At 38.0% G+C, this 17497-nt stretch carries 14 protein-coding genes; 9 read left to right on the forward strand and 5 right to left on the reverse strand.

The genetic code is table 11. The features are described 5' to 3' along the window. Positions 1 to 115 precede the first annotated feature (115 nt). The 4 genes from H4J50_RS11905 to H4J50_RS11920 all read left to right on the forward strand — a co-directional run bounded on the left by H4J50_RS11905 (position 116) and on the right by H4J50_RS11920 (position 4470). Positions 116 to 1396, forward strand: a complete 1281-nt coding sequence (locus H4J50_RS11905; RefSeq protein ID WP_182256649.1) for a CinA family nicotinamide mononucleotide deamidase-related protein — start codon at positions 116 to 118, stop codon at positions 1394 to 1396. Between the two features lie 201 nt (positions 1397 to 1597). Then, complete coding sequence (locus H4J50_RS11910) at positions 1598 to 1924, forward strand: hypothetical protein (RefSeq protein ID WP_108455374.1); 327 nt, start codon at positions 1598 to 1600, stop codon at positions 1922 to 1924. 46 nt (positions 1925 to 1970) lie between these two features. Then, the gene (locus tag H4J50_RS11915) at positions 1971 to 3656 is read left to right on the forward strand and encodes a DUF342 domain-containing protein (RefSeq protein ID WP_108455373.1); all 1686 of its coding nucleotides are present in this window, start codon (positions 1971 to 1973) and stop codon (positions 3654 to 3656) included. A 40-nt stretch (positions 3657 to 3696) separates the two neighbouring features. After that, complete coding sequence (locus H4J50_RS11920) at positions 3697 to 4470, forward strand: DUF2884 family protein (RefSeq protein WP_182256651.1); 774 nt, start codon at positions 3697 to 3699, stop codon at positions 4468 to 4470. A gap of 138 nt (positions 4471 to 4608) precedes the next feature. Here H4J50_RS11920 and H4J50_RS11925 read toward each other — a convergent pair whose 3' ends face one another. Then, complete coding sequence (locus H4J50_RS11925; protein ID WP_182256653.1) at positions 4609 to 6258, reverse strand: electron transfer flavoprotein-ubiquinone oxidoreductase; 1650 nt, start codon at positions 6256 to 6258, stop codon at positions 4609 to 4611. 289 nt (positions 6259 to 6547) lie between these two features. On the opposite strand from H4J50_RS11925, the gene H4J50_RS11930 reads away from it, so the two are divergent. The 4 genes from H4J50_RS11930 (at position 6548) to H4J50_RS11945 (ending at position 9582) form a co-directional block, all read left to right on the forward strand. Continuing rightward, positions 6548 to 7300 carry an electron transfer flavoprotein subunit beta/FixA family protein gene (locus tag H4J50_RS11930; protein WP_182256655.1) on the forward strand — a complete coding sequence of 251 codons (753 nt, stop codon included), beginning with the start codon at positions 6548 to 6550 and terminating at the stop codon, positions 7298 to 7300. Further along, complete coding sequence (locus H4J50_RS11935; protein ID WP_108455369.1) at positions 7297 to 8223, forward strand: electron transfer flavoprotein subunit alpha/FixB family protein; 927 nt, start codon at positions 7297 to 7299, stop codon at positions 8221 to 8223. The genes H4J50_RS11930 and H4J50_RS11935 overlap by 4 nt, the downstream gene beginning before the upstream one ends. Before the next feature lie 136 nt (positions 8224 to 8359). Continuing rightward, positions 8360 to 8758 carry a stress response translation initiation inhibitor YciH gene (locus H4J50_RS11940; protein ID WP_182256657.1) on the forward strand — a complete coding sequence of 133 codons (399 nt, stop codon included), beginning with the start codon at positions 8360 to 8362 and terminating at the stop codon, positions 8756 to 8758. 35 nt (positions 8759 to 8793) lie between these two features. Further along, the gene (locus H4J50_RS11945; RefSeq protein ID WP_108455367.1) at positions 8794 to 9582 is read left to right on the forward strand and encodes a response regulator; all 789 of its coding nucleotides are present in this window, start codon (positions 8794 to 8796) and stop codon (positions 9580 to 9582) included. Between the two features lie 46 nt (positions 9583 to 9628). Here H4J50_RS11945 and H4J50_RS11950 read toward each other — a convergent pair whose 3' ends face one another. After that, the gene (locus H4J50_RS11950) at positions 9629 to 11194 is read right to left on the reverse strand and encodes a sigma 54-interacting transcriptional regulator (RefSeq protein ID WP_182256659.1); all 1566 of its coding nucleotides are present in this window, start codon (positions 11192 to 11194) and stop codon (positions 9629 to 9631) included. Between the two features lie 327 nt (positions 11195 to 11521). On the opposite strand from H4J50_RS11950, the gene megL reads away from it, so the two are divergent. Further along, complete coding sequence (megL, locus tag H4J50_RS11955; RefSeq protein ID WP_182256660.1) at positions 11522 to 12733, forward strand: methionine gamma-lyase; 1212 nt, start codon at positions 11522 to 11524, stop codon at positions 12731 to 12733. Positions 12734 to 12768: 35 nt separating this feature from the next. On the opposite strand, the gene H4J50_RS11960 is transcribed toward megL, so the two are convergent. The 3 genes from H4J50_RS11960 to topA all read right to left on the reverse strand — a co-directional run bounded on the left by H4J50_RS11960 (position 12769) and on the right by topA (position 17257). Beyond that, the gene (locus H4J50_RS11960; protein ID WP_182256663.1) at positions 12769 to 13200 is read right to left on the reverse strand and encodes an HIT domain-containing protein; all 432 of its coding nucleotides are present in this window, start codon (positions 13198 to 13200) and stop codon (positions 12769 to 12771) included. Between the two features lie 84 nt (positions 13201 to 13284). Next, positions 13285 to 14217, reverse strand: coding sequence for a ribosome biogenesis GTPase YlqF (gene ylqF / locus H4J50_RS11965; RefSeq protein ID WP_182256664.1), 933 nt, complete (start codon positions 14215 to 14217; stop codon positions 13285 to 13287). A gap of 370 nt (positions 14218 to 14587) precedes the next feature. Further along, positions 14588 to 17257 (reverse strand): type I DNA topoisomerase, encoded by a 2670-nt coding sequence (topA, locus tag H4J50_RS11970; RefSeq protein WP_182256666.1) that lies wholly within the window; start codon positions 17255 to 17257, stop codon positions 14588 to 14590. Positions 17258 to 17497 lie beyond the last annotated feature (240 nt).

The following is a 17497-nucleotide window of genomic DNA, read 5'->3' on the forward strand; positions in this document are numbered from 1 at the left end:
TTAGTGCAAATATTTGATAGTGTAAAAGCTGGGAGTTGTTAACGAAAAATTTCTGCACATTCGAACTGCTTTTTCGTTAACATAAAGTATCGTTTAAATTGAATTTTGGACCAGCATGACTACGCAAGTGAACTTATTGTTAACGGGCGACGAATTAATGAATGGTGATGTCATTGATACCAACTCGGTAATGTTTGCAGAGCACTTAAGTGATATCGGCCTAACCATTAGAAAAAAAGTGACCATTGCTGATGATTTATCACTTTTACAGGCAGAAATTGTGCAATTAAGTCAATCAGCAGATGTGCTTATCATAAATGGTGGCCTTGGACCAACAGTAGATGATCTGACTTCACAAGCTTTAGCATTAGCCTGCGGTGTAGAACTTGAGCTTAACCCACACGCGCATTTGCATTTAAAAAATTGGGCTGAGCGAAGAAAAACCCAACTGAACAAACCAAACTTAAAACAAGCATATCTACCTATTGGTTGCGATATTATTGCTAATGAAACGGGCAGTGCTGTGGGGTTTAGCTACCAATTAAATCATTGTCTTATTTTATGTACGCCTGGAGTACCAAGCGAATTAACCCATATGCTAAAAGATGAGATAATTCCTAAGTTAAAAGCGTTATTTCCGATTATAAATCAGCACAAGATGACCCGAATGCAAACGTTTGGGTTAGGCGAGTCTACTTTACAAGCACTCATTAATGACAAAATCCCTACATGGCCAACTGAGATAACAATTGGCTTTAGAGCTGCAATGCCAATGTTAGAAGTAAAGTTAAGTGTAAGTTGCGCCAAAGGGCATAGCATATTACCTCATTGGCAAAATAAATTAAGCTTACTATTGGGTGACCATGTTTTAGCTATAGGTAAAAGCAACAAAATAACAATCGCAGAGTATATCTTGCCACTGTTAACAGAATCTCAGCAAAAGATTACTGTCGCTGAGTCTTGTACTGGTGGATTAATTGCAAGCCAGATCACTGCAATACCAGGCTCATCTGTCGTTTTTGAAGCCGGATTTGTTACTTATTCCAACAACATGAAACAAAAGTTACTCGACGTACCGGCCCAAACATTAATTAACCATGGCGCGGTGAGTAAAGAAACTGTATTAGCGATGGCTAAAGGCGCATTAGCAAAGTCTAGCGCTGATTTCGTTATTGCAGTTTCTGGCATAGCAGGACCAGATGGTGGCACAAAAGATAAACCTGTAGGCTCAGTTTGGATAGCTTGGGGAAACAAACAATCTTTGCAGGCTAAATATTATTGTATTCCAGTGGCTAGACAATATTTTCAGCAAATTGTTACCGCTAGAAGTTTAGATTTAGTCCGAAGAATGTTAATTAACAGTGAAGAAAGTCCATATTATAACCGTATAAATTAATTTAACGTCCCAAATGGGTAAAGATATGGGTTTTATATTGCTTAGTAATTCAATTATTTATATATTTGAGAATAGATAAATATTGGTAGTCCAAATTGATTTAAAAGCAATAAACTTCAACAGTAAATTTGATAAAAGTTAACGTGTGCTCAAGTCGTTTAAAAAGTGCGTAGTAACCGATTTAACAAAAAGGAGAATACTTTGAACGAAAAAAACTTTATAACCAGTGGCAGGAACACCTTAATTCACAAAAATAGAAAGTTTGACTTACTTGTTGTTAATGGTAACCACCCTGTTGTGATAGTTGGCCATGCTGGTATTGAATTATATAGCGGTGTAATGCCTGTAAAACGCTCTGAGGCAAAAAAGGCTTATCAAGAACTGGTTGATGTTAGTATGGCTGAAGTGTTTGGTGAAGAAAAAACCTTAATATTTGTGCAAGCATTAGACAATAAAGAATACAAACTAGATTATTCAAAAGTAGGCACAATAAATTTTATAAAAGTTCATCAGCAAAATTACATATAAAAAACGATGCTAATTATAAAATATATGCATATGGAGTTTTAGGCGTGTGACAAAGGCAAGTTTAGTAACTAACGATAAAAATAATATAGATCTAGTACTGTCTCCTATAAAAACAGAATCAGTGCTAACAGAAGCTGATATTCATGAATTAGTTGAAAATTCATCGTACAGCAATCTGTATGTCGCTAATGGTAATATTAAAAATGCTATTGCTGAGCTTAAAAGTGTTTTAAAACCGCTAAAAGAAAATCATACCGGTCGTGAAATAAAGTATCAAATACTTGAGCGACGAGATGCTACTTTTGCTATTGAAATTGCCAGTGACTCAATGTCAGCCAGCGCTGAAATCACCACAGCATTAGGCGGTAAACATTTAAACGCGAAAGAGATACTCGATTTAGCTCAAGCCGCTAATGTATGTAAGGGCTTTAGCAAAGATCAGCTAGTGAAACTTGCCGAGCGTGCAGCTAAAGAACCTGCGGGCTCTATTGTTAAAGGTGAGATAGCGCACGGAAAACTACCTATTGATGGTAAAAATGCCTACATTAAACATTTAGTAGCAAGTGCACAAGATAGAATATTACGCCCTAAAGAACGTGATGATGGTAGTGTAGATATGCGTGATTTAGGGGATATTATTTGTGTAAAAGTAGGTGATCCTCTTGCAAAAAAAGTCCCTCATACCGAAGGGATTTTAGGCTATACCGTTACTGGCGAAATTTTACAGCCAGCACCTGGTGAAGATATTGAAATGTGTGTTGGTGAAGGCACCGCTTTAAGCGAAAAAAATAACAGTATTTTAATTTCTACCCTTGTTGGTCTTCCACGTATTATTGAAAATGGTATGGAAGTTGATAGTGTTTACCGCCTCAAAAGTGTAGACATTAGTACGGGACATGTGAAGTTTGAAGGCAGTGTTATTATTGACGGTAACGTTGGTGAAGGCATGAAGGTAGCTGCTACTGGTGATATCTCAATTGGCGGATTTGTTGAATCGGCTACGCTAGATGCTGGCAGAGATATAACTATTGGTAATGGCATTATTGGTAAAAAACAAGATATAGCAGTAGTGGACATCGCCAAAGCTAGCATGAGCGTCAACATTAAAGCTGGGGGCAAGGTTTATGCAAAATACAGCCAATACGCTAACATTATTTGTGACTCATTAAGAATTGAAAAACAAATGATGCACAATATCGTCAAGGTTGATAAAACTCTGTGGGTGGGGAATCAAGATAAAGCCAATGGCAAACTTATTGCTGGTCACGTTAGTGCAGGAGAGTCTGTCAGTGCCGGTATAGTAGGTGCGACTGCAGGCAGTTTCACTGTTATCACTTTTTCAGATAAAATGAATGATTACTTACAAAGAATCGAAGAAATTGATGTCTCTATCAAAAGTGAAACAGACCAGTCTAATGAATTGAGATCTGCTGCGATTAAATTAAAAAGCCTACCAAAAGAAAAATCTAAACCTGAAATATTGACAAAAGTAGTGGCTAATTATAAGTATCATATCGAAAAAATGGCTGATTTAGCTTTTGAAAAAGAATCACTTGATGAAGTATTACAAGATTATATAAATAACGTCTATGTTGAAGCAAACGAACGGGTATATCATGGCGTTCAAGTCATTATTGGCGAGTTCCAAGAAAAAAGCCGTAGAGAATATGGCCCGAGTCGCTTTAGCTACAAAGCAAGAAAAGTTCAGATCAACCCCTTAATCTCAATTTAAACCTTACACCTAAACCACGATATAAAAATGGAGTGTTGTTATGGCATTTATTGCTCGCAGCCTATTAATTACTTGTTTATATATTAGCGCAGCAAACGCTCAGCAATGTGATATTAATTTTAATTATGGTGTGATTATTGACCCTGCTCACCTGCGTATAGTTGATCAAGGGCAAACCTATGTGCAAATAAATGGTCAGCATCAGTTGTTTGTTAATGGTCGCGAAGTTCAACTAAACAATGAACAAAAAGCTCAGCTTAGCGAATTCACGCTTGGTATAAGGTCGCAGGTTCCAGCGATAGTATCAATTGCCATAGAAGGTGTTGAGTTAGGGCTAAAAGCCGTAAATAAAGTTATTAGTAGCCTAACGGGTGAAAACAGCGCTTCGCATCAACAGTTCCAAGATAAGTTTGATGAACTCAAATGGCGACTTCGTGCTCGCTTCAATCACAGTGATGAAAGCTATTACATAGCACCGCAAGATTTCGATGACTTTGATGAGATATTTGCGGGTGAATTCGAAAGTGAAATTGAGGCGATTGTTACTGACTCTGTTGGCTCAATTCTAATAGCCGTTGGTGAGGCGATGACCCATAAAGAAGAGCAAAGTACAGAGCAACGTGTGGAAACTTTTGATCAACGCATTGAAACAATGGGCAATGACATAAAACTCGACATTAGCAAGCAAGCTAATGCCTTAGAAAATAAAGCTGAGATAATTTGTTCAAGTTTAATAAAGCTTAATGAGATAGAAAACAAATTACAATTGGAAATACCAGCATTGGCAGCGTTCAATTTAATTGAGACTAATTAATTAGTTAAAATAATACGCTTTAAGCTTTATTCAATGAATAAATACAGCCATAACTCCTCACCGTTCATCTTGTTTATTTTAGCTTAAATTCTAGATATAAAAAAACCTGCGACAGCAGGTTTTTTTGAGTTTTTTTAACTACATATTTGGGTAGTTCGGACCACCGGTACCTTCTGGTGTTACCCAGGTAATATTTTGACTTGGATCTTTAATATCACAGGTTTTACAGTGCACACAGTTTTGCGAGTTAATAACAAACTTATCGCCTTCTGGTGTACTTTCCACTTCATATACCCCTGCTGGACAATAACGTTGTGCTGGCTCAGCATATTTCACTAAGTTAACATCAATTGGAATGCTGCTATCCGCTAATTTCAAATGACACGGTTGCTCTTCTTCATGATTAGTATTTGATAAAAATACTGAGGTAAGTTTATCAAAACTCAACTTATTATCAGGCTTAGGATAATTAATTACCGGTGCATCTGCTGCTAACTTCAATTGCTCATGATCTAAGCTATCATCTTTAAAGTTAAACGGTAACTTCCCACCAAAAATGTTTTGATCGAGTGTGTTATATGCTCCACCCCAAAACGTGCCAAACTTATGCATGGCAGGACCAAAGTTACGCGTATTGTATAGCTCTTCATATAACCAAGAGTTTTGATATTTATCGGTAAAGCTGGTGAGATCTTTGCCACCTTCATCACCCGATGCAAGCGCTTCAAAAATAGATTCAGCCGCTAACATGCCGGACTTCATCGCGGTATGATTACCTTTAATTTTAGCAAAGTTAATGGTACCTGCATCACAGCCTACCAATACAGCACCAGGCATAGTCATCTTAGGTAATGAGTTAAAACCACCTTTGGCCATCGCTCTTGCACCATAAGAAACTCGTTTACCACCTTCAAGGTATTGGGCAATTTTTGGATGATGTTTATAACGTTGGAATTCATCAAACGGACTTAAATGAGGGTTGCTATAACTTAAGTCAACAATCAAACCAACAAAGACTTGGTTGTTTTCTGCATGATATAAATAACCGCCACCGTTAGTATCTTTTTCAAGTGGCCAGCCGGCTGAATGCACAACTAAACCTTCTTGATGTTTTTCAGGCGCAATATCCCAAATTTCTTTAAAGCCTAAGCCATAATGTTGTGGTGATTTATCTGCGTCTAAAGCAAACTTAGCAATCAGCTCTTTACCTAAGTGCCCACGACAACCTTCAGCAAATACAGTGTATTTAGCTTTTAGTTCCATACCTGGCATGAACGAATCTTTTGGCTTTCCATCTTTGTCGAGCCCCATGTCGCCAGTAATAACACCACCAACACTGCCATCTTCATTGTAAATAATATCTTGGGCAGGAAAACCAGGGAAAATTTCAACACCTAGTTGCTCTGCTTGTTCAGCTAACCAACGACAAACATTGCCCATACTCACAATGTAGTTACCGTCGTTATGCATGGTTTTAGGTACACTAAAATTGGGTAATTTAACCGAACTACCTTCGCCATTGAATAAATAAATATCATCGCCAGTTACTGCGGTATTTAAAGGAGCGCCCTTTTCTTTCCAATCAGGAAACAGTTCAGTTAATGCGCGTGGTTCAAAAACGGCGCCAGAAAGAATATGAGCACCAACTTCCGAACCCTTTTCAACTACACACACCATCAGTTCTTGTTCTTTTTCTTGTGCTAACTTCATAAGCTGACAAGCAGTTGAAAGGCCTGCAGGACCGGCACCAACAATTACAACGTCAAATTCCATTGATTCTCGTTCCATAATTTCTCCCCTCATTCAATTATTTTTGAAATATTCAAACACATGTTTGATTTTCAAACACCTGTTTGATAATATCAAACATTATAGATATTTTCGTGTTAAATACTATCCTGTATTACATTATTTACTGATAATATTTATTTAAAGCACAATTTAAGTAACGTTATCAACAGAAGACGTTGACGTAAACGTAATCTACAAGTAGTCTTTCAACCCATAATTATAGCGTTAAGTTGAATTACTTTAGTTTAACCAACATTACATGCGACAAGCATAATCAGAGGCAACGATGAAAGTATTAGTACCCATCAAACGCGTTATTGACTATAACGTAAAAGTACGTGTGAAAGCAGATAATTCCAATGTCGATCTTGCCAATGTAAAAATGGCAATCAATCCGTTCTGTGAAATCGCAGTTGAAGAAGCAGTTCGATTAAAAGAAGCAGGCACCGCAACTGAAGTTATCGCGGTATCTATTGGTAATAAGTCTTGCCAAGAACAATTACGTACAGCACTTGCTCTAGGCGCTGATCGTGCTATTCAAATTGATACTGACGAAAACTTAGATTCAATTAACGTTGCCAAGCTTTTACAGAAAATAGTTGAAGAAGAGCAACCACAATTGGTGATTCTTGGTAAACAAGCTATTGATAGTGACAACAACCAAACGGGTCAAATGTTAGCTGCCCTTACTGGCATGCCACAAGGTACATTTGCTTCCGCTGTAGTTATTGACGGCGACAAAGTTAACGTAACACGTGAAGTTGATAGTGGTTTGCAAACTATCGCCTTAACGTTGCCAGCAATTGTAACAACTGACTTACGCTTGAATGAACCTCGTTATGCTTCACTACCTAATATTATGAAAGCAAAACGTAAGCCATTAGATGTAAAATCTGCAGCTGATTTTGGTATTGATTTAACAGCACGTACCAACTTAATCAAGGTAACACCTCCAGCAGTACGTAAAGCCGGTATTATTGTTGAAAGCATTGATGAATTAGTAGAAAAATTAAAAAATGAAGCGAAGGTGATCTCATGAGCATTTTAGTATTTGCAGAACACGATAATAGCGAATTAAAAGCCGATACACTAAAAACAGTTGCCGCAGCACAAGCAATTGGTGGCGACATTCATCTTTTAGTTGCTGGTTATAACTGTCAAGCAGTTGCTGAAGCAGCAAGCAAAGTTAATGGTGTTGCTAAAGTATTAGTGGCCGACAACGCTGCATATGAGCACCAACTAGCTGAAAATGTTTCACTTTTAGTTACTGAACTTGCCGCAGATTATAGCCATATACTAGCAACAGCATTAACAACGGGCAAAAACTTTATGCCACGTGTTGCTGCCTTATTAGATGTTGCGCAAATTTCAGACATTATTGCAGTTGAAAGTAGCGACACATTTGTTCGCCCTATTTATGCTGGTAATGCGATTGCAACGGTACAAAGTTTAGATAGCAAAAAAGTTATCACTGTACGTTCAACAGGTTTTGACGCGGTAGCAACCGATGGTAATGCTGAAATTGTTGCACTAGACAAAGTTACTGATGCGGGCAACTCAAGCCACGTAAGTGATGAGCTTTCTGTTTCAGAGAGACCTGATCTAGGTGCAGCAAGTATCGTTATTTCTGGTGGTAGAGGCATGCAAAACGGCGAAAACTTCAAACTACTTGAAGGTATTGCCGATAAGTTAGGCGCAGCTATTGGTGCTTCACGTGCAGCAGTTGATGCAGGCTTTGTACCAAACGACATGCAAGTAGGTCAAACAGGTAAAATTGTTGCTCCTGACTTGTATATTGCGGTAGGTATTTCAGGTGCTATTCAACATTTAGCGGGCATGAAAGACTCTAAAGTTATTGTTGCTATTAACAAAGATGCTGAAGCGCCAATTTTCCAAGTAGCTGACTATGGTTTAGTAGCCGATCTATTTGACGCCTTACCTGAATTAGAAAGTAAACTTTAAGTTAGCTTTTTAAGACCCTGTAATGGCTGCCTCGCAACGGCTTAATTTGTACAAATATGTAAATTAAAGCTGAACAGGTATATAATAAAAACCACTCTAGTAGTGGTTTTATTTTATCTAAATTATAGAAATAACTATGACAAAAACATTTAACAGCCTCAGTGATTTAGCTAGTGCTTTTGGCAAAAGCATCGATGATAACGCTCATCAAGAAGTTAGCCATGATGAAAACTTAGTATACTCAACAGCAGACGGCAGAATAAGCCAAAGCAAAAGTGTCGCTGTTACGCCTTCTGACGGTTTTGCAAAAGTTCGCAGAGAAACTAAAGGGAGAAAAGGTAAAGGTGTTATCACGATTAGCGGTTTGGGTTTAGACAATAAAGCTTTAAAAGCCCTCGCAACAAAACTTAAAAAAACCTGTGGCACTGGCGGCAGTGTTGTTGGTGAAGTTATTGAAGTTCAAGGTGATAAGCGCGAAGAAATAAAAGCAGTATTAGAAAAAAATGGTTTTAAAGTTAAATTCATCGGTGGCTAGGTGCACTATTTTCAATAAAAAATATAAGTAATTTTATGAACCCAAACGAATTATCTTTACTAGTTGTTGAGCCTTCTGATTTACAAAGAAAAATCATAATAAAAGAGCTAAAACAACAAGGCATTACTCAAGTTGCAGAAGCAAAAAATATAACAGAGGCTTATGAGAGTGCTAAAAAGCACCCACGTGATTTGATTACCAGTGCCATGTACTTTGATGACGGTGATGCGATTGAACTACTGCACAAGATTCGCAATAATCCTGCTATTGCTGACACTCCCTTTATGCTAGTAACCAGTGAGCATCGACGCGAACACCTAGAAGAATTCAAACAATCAGGGGTTATTGCTTTATTACCTAAGCCTTTTACCTCAAACCATTTAGCAACAGCACTAAGTACAACTATTGATTTATTGTCAACCGATGAGTTAGAACTTGAGTATTTTGATGTTCATCAGGTGCGTGTTTTACTGGTTGATGATAGTCGTTTGGCAAGAAACCATATTAAACGTGTACTGAACAATTTAGGCCTATTAAAAATTACTGAAGCGGTTGATGGTAGCGAGGCAATTAATCTATTAAAAGATAATATGTTTGATCTTGTTGTTACTGATTACAATATGCCTGAAATTAATGGTAAGGAACTAACCCGCTATATTCGCAGTGAAAGCGGACAGTCGCATATACCGATATTAATGGTGACCAGTGAGAGTAATGATACTCACCTTGCAAATATTCTAACTGAAGGCGTAACGGCAATGTGTGACAAGCCTTTTGAGCCTGAAAACGTTAAAAAAATACTGTATAAAATATTAGAAGAGTAGATAGTTTTATCTTAAAAACACTAGTGATTCTAACAAAGTAATGGCATCAACCTTTGATGCCAAACTGCCGTAATTTCATCGCAATTTTGTTATGAGACACTTTTAATCGTTCAGCTAGTTTTCGCGTTGTTGGGTAATATGGATACAAGCTGGTAAGTAATTGCTTTTCGAAGCTAGCCTGAGCACTCGCCCAGTCTTCTCCTTCAACTTCATGATTTAAATCTGCAGGGTCAGCAGAAGCTTTTTGTTTAAATTGCGCCAACGCCACATGTATATCGTGCGAAGAAATATCACCAAGTTCATTTAAAGCTACCGCCCTAAACAACACGTTTTGTAATTCTCTAATATTTCCAGGCCATTGATAAGCCGAGAGAATCTTCATTGCACTTTCATCTATTTTTGTATGTTTTAAATTCATTTGTGTTGCAGCAAGCACCACAAAATGACGAGAAATTAGTGCAATGTCTTCAACTCGCTCACGTAAAGCGGGCGAATGTAAATTCAATACATTTAGTCGATAAAATAAATCTTCTCGGAATTTATGTTTACTTATCATGGCTAATAAGTCTTGATGCGTTGCACTTACCACTCTTATATTGGCATGTAACTCTTTATTCCCACCAAGGCGCCTGAAGGTAAAGTCCTGTAAAAATCTTAATAATTTAGATTGTAAATATGGCGACATTTCAGCCACCTCATCTAAAAATAACGTTCCACCTTCTGCCAATTCAAGTAAGCCAGGTTTTCCGCCTTTTTGAGCACCAGTAAATGCACCATTTGCATAACCAAATAATTCACTTTCAAGTAAATGTTCAGGTAATGCAGCACAGTTTATAGCCAGAAAAGGTGCTTGTCGGCGATTACTTGCATTATGTAAAGCCCTTGCAACAAGTTCTTTACCCGTACCTGTTTCGCCGTTAATTAGCACAGGTAAGTCTAATTCAGCAAAGCGCGCTGTTTGTTCTTTTAATAATTGAATACTTGCAGATTTACCAATAATATTGTCTATGCCCTGCGCATCTCGAGTTTGCATATTAGAAATTTGTCGACCTAAACTCGTTACCGACTTTAAAGAAATAACCGCACCTGAGCTGTTTTCTTGTTCACTTATCGGGCTTATTTCGGCTAAATAAGTTTGCCCTGCAATGTCAACATTTTGTGAACTCACTTTATCTAATAATGGCAACACGATGTCTATATCTAACAGGCTATTTACGCTAGCCCCTTTAAGTTGTTCACCTTGCAACGGTGATAGACCATTATGCCGCTGATGACTGACTAAAAGTTTTTCACTTGCTCTATTTAAAGCCATTACGCGCGCATTTTCATCAATATCTATAATAGCATCAGGCAAACGGTTAACTAATGCTCTTAAATGTCGCTCACGGCTTTCTAATGGCAATAAATCAATTGGCCGGCAATGAATAATTCCCACCACACTCATAAGTGCACGCTTTACTTCATCAAAACTCACCTCGTTTTTGCTTAAATGCACAAATATAAACTGTGAGCTGACTTCCATTGCCTGAATGTCTAACGTTAAACGGGTAAATGTCGCTAAAATTTCTTGGCTGATGCCCATTCTGTCTTCAGATTTTATTTCTATTCGCACAAGTGTCCTTAGATAACAGCATTAAAAATTTAAACACCAAAATTGTAATATAAATATTACATTGTAATAAAAAAATTACAACTAATAAATATATAGTAAAACCTTAGTGTGCGGTGCTCAGCAATAGGTTTTTATGATAACGGCTTAATAAGAAAATAAAGCTGTAATAAATATATTACAAAATTAAAATGCCAATCATCGAAAATCCCATTAAACCCTTGATAAATGGGTTATTAAATAAGTGGCAGCATAATTGCAGAGATTAAAAATAAAAATAACGCTCTTACGCTAGCAACAATTTTAATTCTCCGGTAAATAAGGTATCTCATGTCAGAAAGTAAAAACATTGAAACTCAAGCAATTCATTCAGGCCGCATAAATGACGAGCAATTTGGCTCATTGGCTACACCTCTTTACCAAACGTCGACCTTTATTTTCGAAAACGCGCAACAAGGCGCAGATAGGTTTGCCGGTGAAGCTGAGGGTTATATTTATAGCCGTTTAGGTAATCCAACAACTCGTCAATTAGAGATGCGAGTAGCGGCAATGGAAGGCATGGAAGACGCTGCTGCAACTGCCACGGGTATGGGCGCAGTTTCAGGGGCTTTACTGGCAAATTTATCTTGCGGCGATCATTTGATTTCCTCTAAAGCTGTTTATGGTTGCTCATTTGCATTGATGAACCACCAGTTAACTCGATGGGGAATTGAAGTAACTTTTGTTGATATGGCAAACCCGGCAGAAATTGAAGCAGCGATTAAGCCAAACACCAAGGTAATGTTTTTAGAAACGCCAGTAAATCCAAACTTAGCGGTGTATGACTTAGCTGTTATAGGAAAAATTGCCCAACAGCACAATATTATCTCTGTGGTCGATAACACCTTTCTAACGCCTGTATTACAACAACCAAGAAAGTATGGGATCGATATTGTTGTACACAGTGCAACAAAGTACTTGAATGGGCATGGTGATGTTGTTGCTGGCATTATTTGTGGCACTGCTGAAATGATCATGAATATAAAAATGACGGTTCTAAAAGATATTGGAGCAACCATGAGTCCGCACGATGCTTGGTTAATCATGCGCGGTTTAAAAACATTGCCAATTCGCATGGAGCGCCATTGCAGTAATGCTGAAAAAATCGCTGAATTTTTAGAAGCTCATGAAAGCGTCAGCCAAGTTTACTACCCCGGACTAAAAAGTCATCCTGGACATAAGTTTATTGGCTCGCAAATGAAAGCGGCTGGTGGTGTGATCGCCTTCGAAATAAAGAGTGATTTAGCGGGCGGTGGCGACTTTATTAATCGTATGCAGCTATTTTCAATCGCGGTCAGTTTAGGCGATGCTGAGTCACTGATTCAACACCCTGCATCGATGACACATTCACCTTATACCCAAGAAGAACGTTTAGCTGCGGGTATCAGTGATAGTTTAATTAGAATATCTGTTGGACTAGAAAATGTTGACGATTTAATCGCTGACTTAAGTCAATCGCTTGCCTTAGTAAAGCAATCAACACCAATTAAAAGCGTTGCCTAAACAATAAGCGCAGCGCTATTTTTATGGTGTTATACCTAACTATCAGTAGATAATATCGCTGATAGTTTAGGTAACATACGGTTTTTAATTGCAGTAAGCTCGTCATCAGAATATGGCGTTAGTGCTTGCTGTCCCCATATTGGTTTCGGCCAACAGGCATCATTTTTAAAACGAACGATATGATGTAAATGCAATTGTGGTACAACATTTCCTAACGCTGCCACATTCATTTTATCACCATTAAATTCCTGCATTAACACTTCACTTAGCATGCTTGATTCATTTAATAATTGTTGCTGCTGCTGCCAGTCTAGTTGATAAATATCTTGAATGTCTTCAACTTTTGGCACCAAAATAAACCAAGGGTAAGCACTGTCATTACATAATAATAAGCGCGAAAGTGGAAAGTCAGTAATAACAAAACAGTCATTAGCTAATTGTGGATGTAATTGGAATTGCTCACTCATATTGTTACCTTTATCCTTAAAAATTATTTAACTTTTAGCTTATTAAACCTTTAACTACTTTAACAACTTTTACCATGAAGATAATTAACGTTTATTACGGCGACCTCGGCCACGCGCTATTTTTTTAGCTTCTCTTGCGGCTATTTTATCTTCTTCAACTTTGTCAAAATGTATTACTTCTGCCATCACCATTTCTGGTGTTTCAAAAGAAATTGCACCTAGAGTTTTATCACGAATTTCATTAATCAGAATTTCAGATGCTTTATGAAAATCAATATGCCCACCACTTTTAACGCAACCTCTGCGCTTGCCAATAGCTTCAATTAACTCGACTTCTTGTTCGGGAAGATCTTCAATTTTATAGCGTTCTTTTAAACGTTCAGGGTAAGCGGCTAGCAAATACTCTGCAGCAAAGCAGGCAATTTCTTCATGATCAAAGGCGGTATCTTTTACAGCACTGGTAATTGCTAAACGGTAGCCACTATTTTCATTAACTATTTTAGGCCAGAGCATGCCAGGAGTATCATATAAATATAAACCATCATCTAAGCGAATTCTTTGCTGACCTTTGGTTACTGCAGGTTCATTACCCACTTTTGCTTTCGCTTTTCCAACCAGTGTATTTAATAGGGTAGATTTACCCACATTAGGAATACCCATGATAACAGCATTTATTTGCTTACCTGCTTCATCTTTACTCGCCGCTAGCTTTCGAATTAGGGCAGGAAGAGTCTTGGCAACAGAAGGCGACTCTGTAGTTAATGCAATAGCTTTCACGTTATGCTGAGACTCTAAATGATCAAGCCATAGTTGTGTAATTTTAGGATCAGCTAGGTCTGATTTATTTAAGATTTTAATTAACGGTTTATCGCCACGAATTTCAGTGATCATAGGGTTTTCGCTACTGAAAGGTAAACGCGCATCACAAACTTCGATCACCACATCAATTTGCGGTAATATCTCTTTAATCTCTCTTTGGGCTTTATGCATATGCCCCGGGAACCAATTAATCGCCATAATAAATCTTTAGTAAAATAAAACTGATTTTAACACTGATAATAATGAAAAGCTGTTGAAAGTCACTATTGTTTTTAGCATGAGCTTCCTTTCACTTTTTTGCCAAAAGATAAGCGAATGCCAATCAGCTCTTCGTTGGTGGTGTTAGGTAAATAATCTAGCTAAGATACAGTGTCAATTAGGCGAATAACGCGGTAGTAACTCAATGATTAACATTGATGATTTAAGTGGACTTCAGTTTATCAGTGTATTTTCAGCTACTGATTTAGTCATAAAAAAAGCGCTCTATGAGCGCTTTTTCAGTGGAGTGAATACAAGTCATATCAAATCAAAATACTCTACAAGATATTTTGATTTAGCATAGACTAAGTTAAGCTGTTTTTTTCGCTTTAGGCTTTGCTTTCGCCTTAGCTTTTACTGCTTTTTTCTTAGCGAGCTCTTCAACCCACTTGCCTTCAACATACTTTGCATTCCAACCTGTCGCTTTACCTTCAACCTCTGTCATCACATATTGTGATTTGGTTTTGCGGCTATAACGTACTACAGCTAAATTTCCATCTGGATCTTGTGATGGTGCGTCTGCAAGGTAATAGAACTTTTCTGAAATTCTATCGCGAAAACGCGCTAACTCAACTACTTTAGGCGCACGTGTTTCACGTGATCTTGGGAAAGTGTTAGCCGCAAGAAAAATACCGGCAGCGCCATCGCGTAAAACAAAATGTGCTTCAGATTTTTCACATTCTAGTTCAGGCAATTGTACTGGATCTTCTTTTGGCGGCGCAGCTTCACCGTTAGCTAACAGCTTACGAGTATTTTTACATTCGCTATTTGTACAATCAAAATACTTACCGAAACGGCCAGATTTAAGCTCCATTTCTGATTCACAACGGTCACATTCTAAAATAGGTCCATCGTAGCCTTTAAGTTTAAACTCGCCCTTTTCAACTTCTATCCCGTCACATACTGGGTTATTACCACAAACATGTAATTTACGCGTTTCGTCGATTAAATAGCTATCCATGGCTGTGCCACATTTTTTACAACGATGCATAGCACGTAAAGCTTCAGTTTCTTGGTCTTCAGCTAAAACGCTAACGGCCTCTTCACCAGGCGTAAGGTTCATCGTTTTAGTACAACGTTCCTTTGGCGGTAAAGCATAACCAGAACAACCCAAGAAAACACCCGTTTGTGCGGTACGAATACCCATTTTACGGCCACAAGTTGGGCAATCGATATCGGTTAATACCGGCTCATTATTGCGCATGCCACCTTCTTCGGTCGGCATATCGGCTTGACCAAGTTGCTTGGTAAAGTTTTTATAAAAACCATTAAGCACGTCTTTCCAATCCGCTTTACCCAGAGCAACTTCATCAAGGTCTTGCTCCATGTTTGCAGTAAAGTCGTAGCTCATTAAGTTTTTGAAACTTTCAGATAAGCTATCGGTAACAATTTCACCCATTTTTTCAGCGTAAAAACGTTTCGACTCTAAGCGCACATAACCACGATCTTGAATGGTTGAAATAATAGAGGCATAAGTTGATGGACGGCCAATTGAACGTTTTTCTAACTCTTTAACTAACGATGCTTCACCAAAACGTGCTGGTGGTTTAGTAAAGTGCTGTGTAGGGTTCAATTCTTTCAGTGTTAATACTTCACCTACAGATAAATCGGGTAAATGTTTATCATCACCTTTTGATAATTGTGGATGAACACGAGTCCAACCATCAAATTGCATTACTCGACCTTTGGCTTTTAAATCAAAACCAGAAGCACCAACGGTAATCGTACTTACCGTGTAGCGTGCCGCTGTCATTTGACAGGCAACAAACTGACGCCAAATAAGGTCGTACAGTTTCTTAGCATCGGCTTCAATACCTTCCATAAACGCAGATTCAACTTTTACGTTCGATGGGCGAATAGCCTCATGAGCCTCTTGAGCATTGCCTTTACTGCTATAAACTTTTGCTTTTTCTGGTAGATAATTATCACCAAAATTGTCACTAATATAACCACGACACATTTCAACTGCGTCTTTACTCAAATTGGTCGAGTCGGTACGCATATAAGTAATATGACCCGCTTCATATAAACGTTGAGCTAAGCCCATAGTACGTTTAACACCAAAGCCTAATTTAGTACTCGCAGCTTGCTGTAAAGTAGAAGTAATAAAAGGTGCTGACGGTGTACTTTTTGACGGTTTGTCATCACGTTTATTAACGGTATATGCAGAACTTTTTAATGTTGCTAACGCTTTATTAGTGTCGGCTTCATTCGTTGGCTTAAAAGCTTTGCCATTTTCGTGGGTAACATCTAATGGAAAATCTAAGCCTGAAGCTGTTTTCGTATCAGCACTAATTTCCCAAAACTCTTTCGGGTCAAAAGCTTTAATCTCACGTTCTTTTTCAACAACTAGCTTTACCGCAACAGACTGAACACGGCCTGCAGATAATCCACGAGCAACTTTTTTCCATAACAACGGGCTTACCATAAAGCCAACCACGCGATCGAGGAAACGTCTTGCTTGTTGTGCATTTACCCCTGGCATACTTAATTCACCGGGTGTAGCAAATGCTTGTTGAATCGCATTTTCGGTTATTTCGTTAAAAACAACGCGTTTATATTTATCGTCGTCACCGCCAATAATTTCTTTTAAATGCCAGGCAATCGCTTCTCCCTCGCGATCCAAATCGGTTGCGAGATAAACAGTGTCAGCGGTACTGGCAAGTTTAATTAATTCAGCAACGACTTTTTCTTTGCCTGCAAGTATTTGATAGTTTGCTTCCCAGTCATTCTCAGGATCAATACCCATTCGATTAACTAGTGCTTGCTTATCACGTTTAGCTTTATACTTTGCTTTCGCTGCGGGTGCCATTTTACGCACTTCAGCAGGAGATTTAGCGGCAACTTTTTTACCGGTACTGCTATGAGGTAAGTCACGAACGTGACCTACACTCGATTTAACAATAAAATCTTTACCAAGGTACTTGTTAATTGTTTTCGCTTTGGCTGGCGATTCCACAATTACCAGAGATTTTGCCATAATATTTTATATTCCTACTAAGCTGACATTGTCAGTTGCGTCAAAGTTATTTGCACTGAGTAACTTAATATTGCGCGAGCAAAATATTAAGAAAATTTGCAATCATGAATAAAACTGAGACGAAAAATTAAATTTGATACTGAAATTACTATTAGATATATCTGTAAATTAGCGAGCTGACAAGCAAAAAATTTTTATATATATGCCTTTTTACAACTTTTAGCTATAATGATGCGAATT

Source organism: Colwellia sp. 6M3 (assembly GCF_014077595.1).
Lineage (GTDB): Bacteria > Pseudomonadota > Gammaproteobacteria > Enterobacterales > Alteromonadaceae > Cognaticolwellia.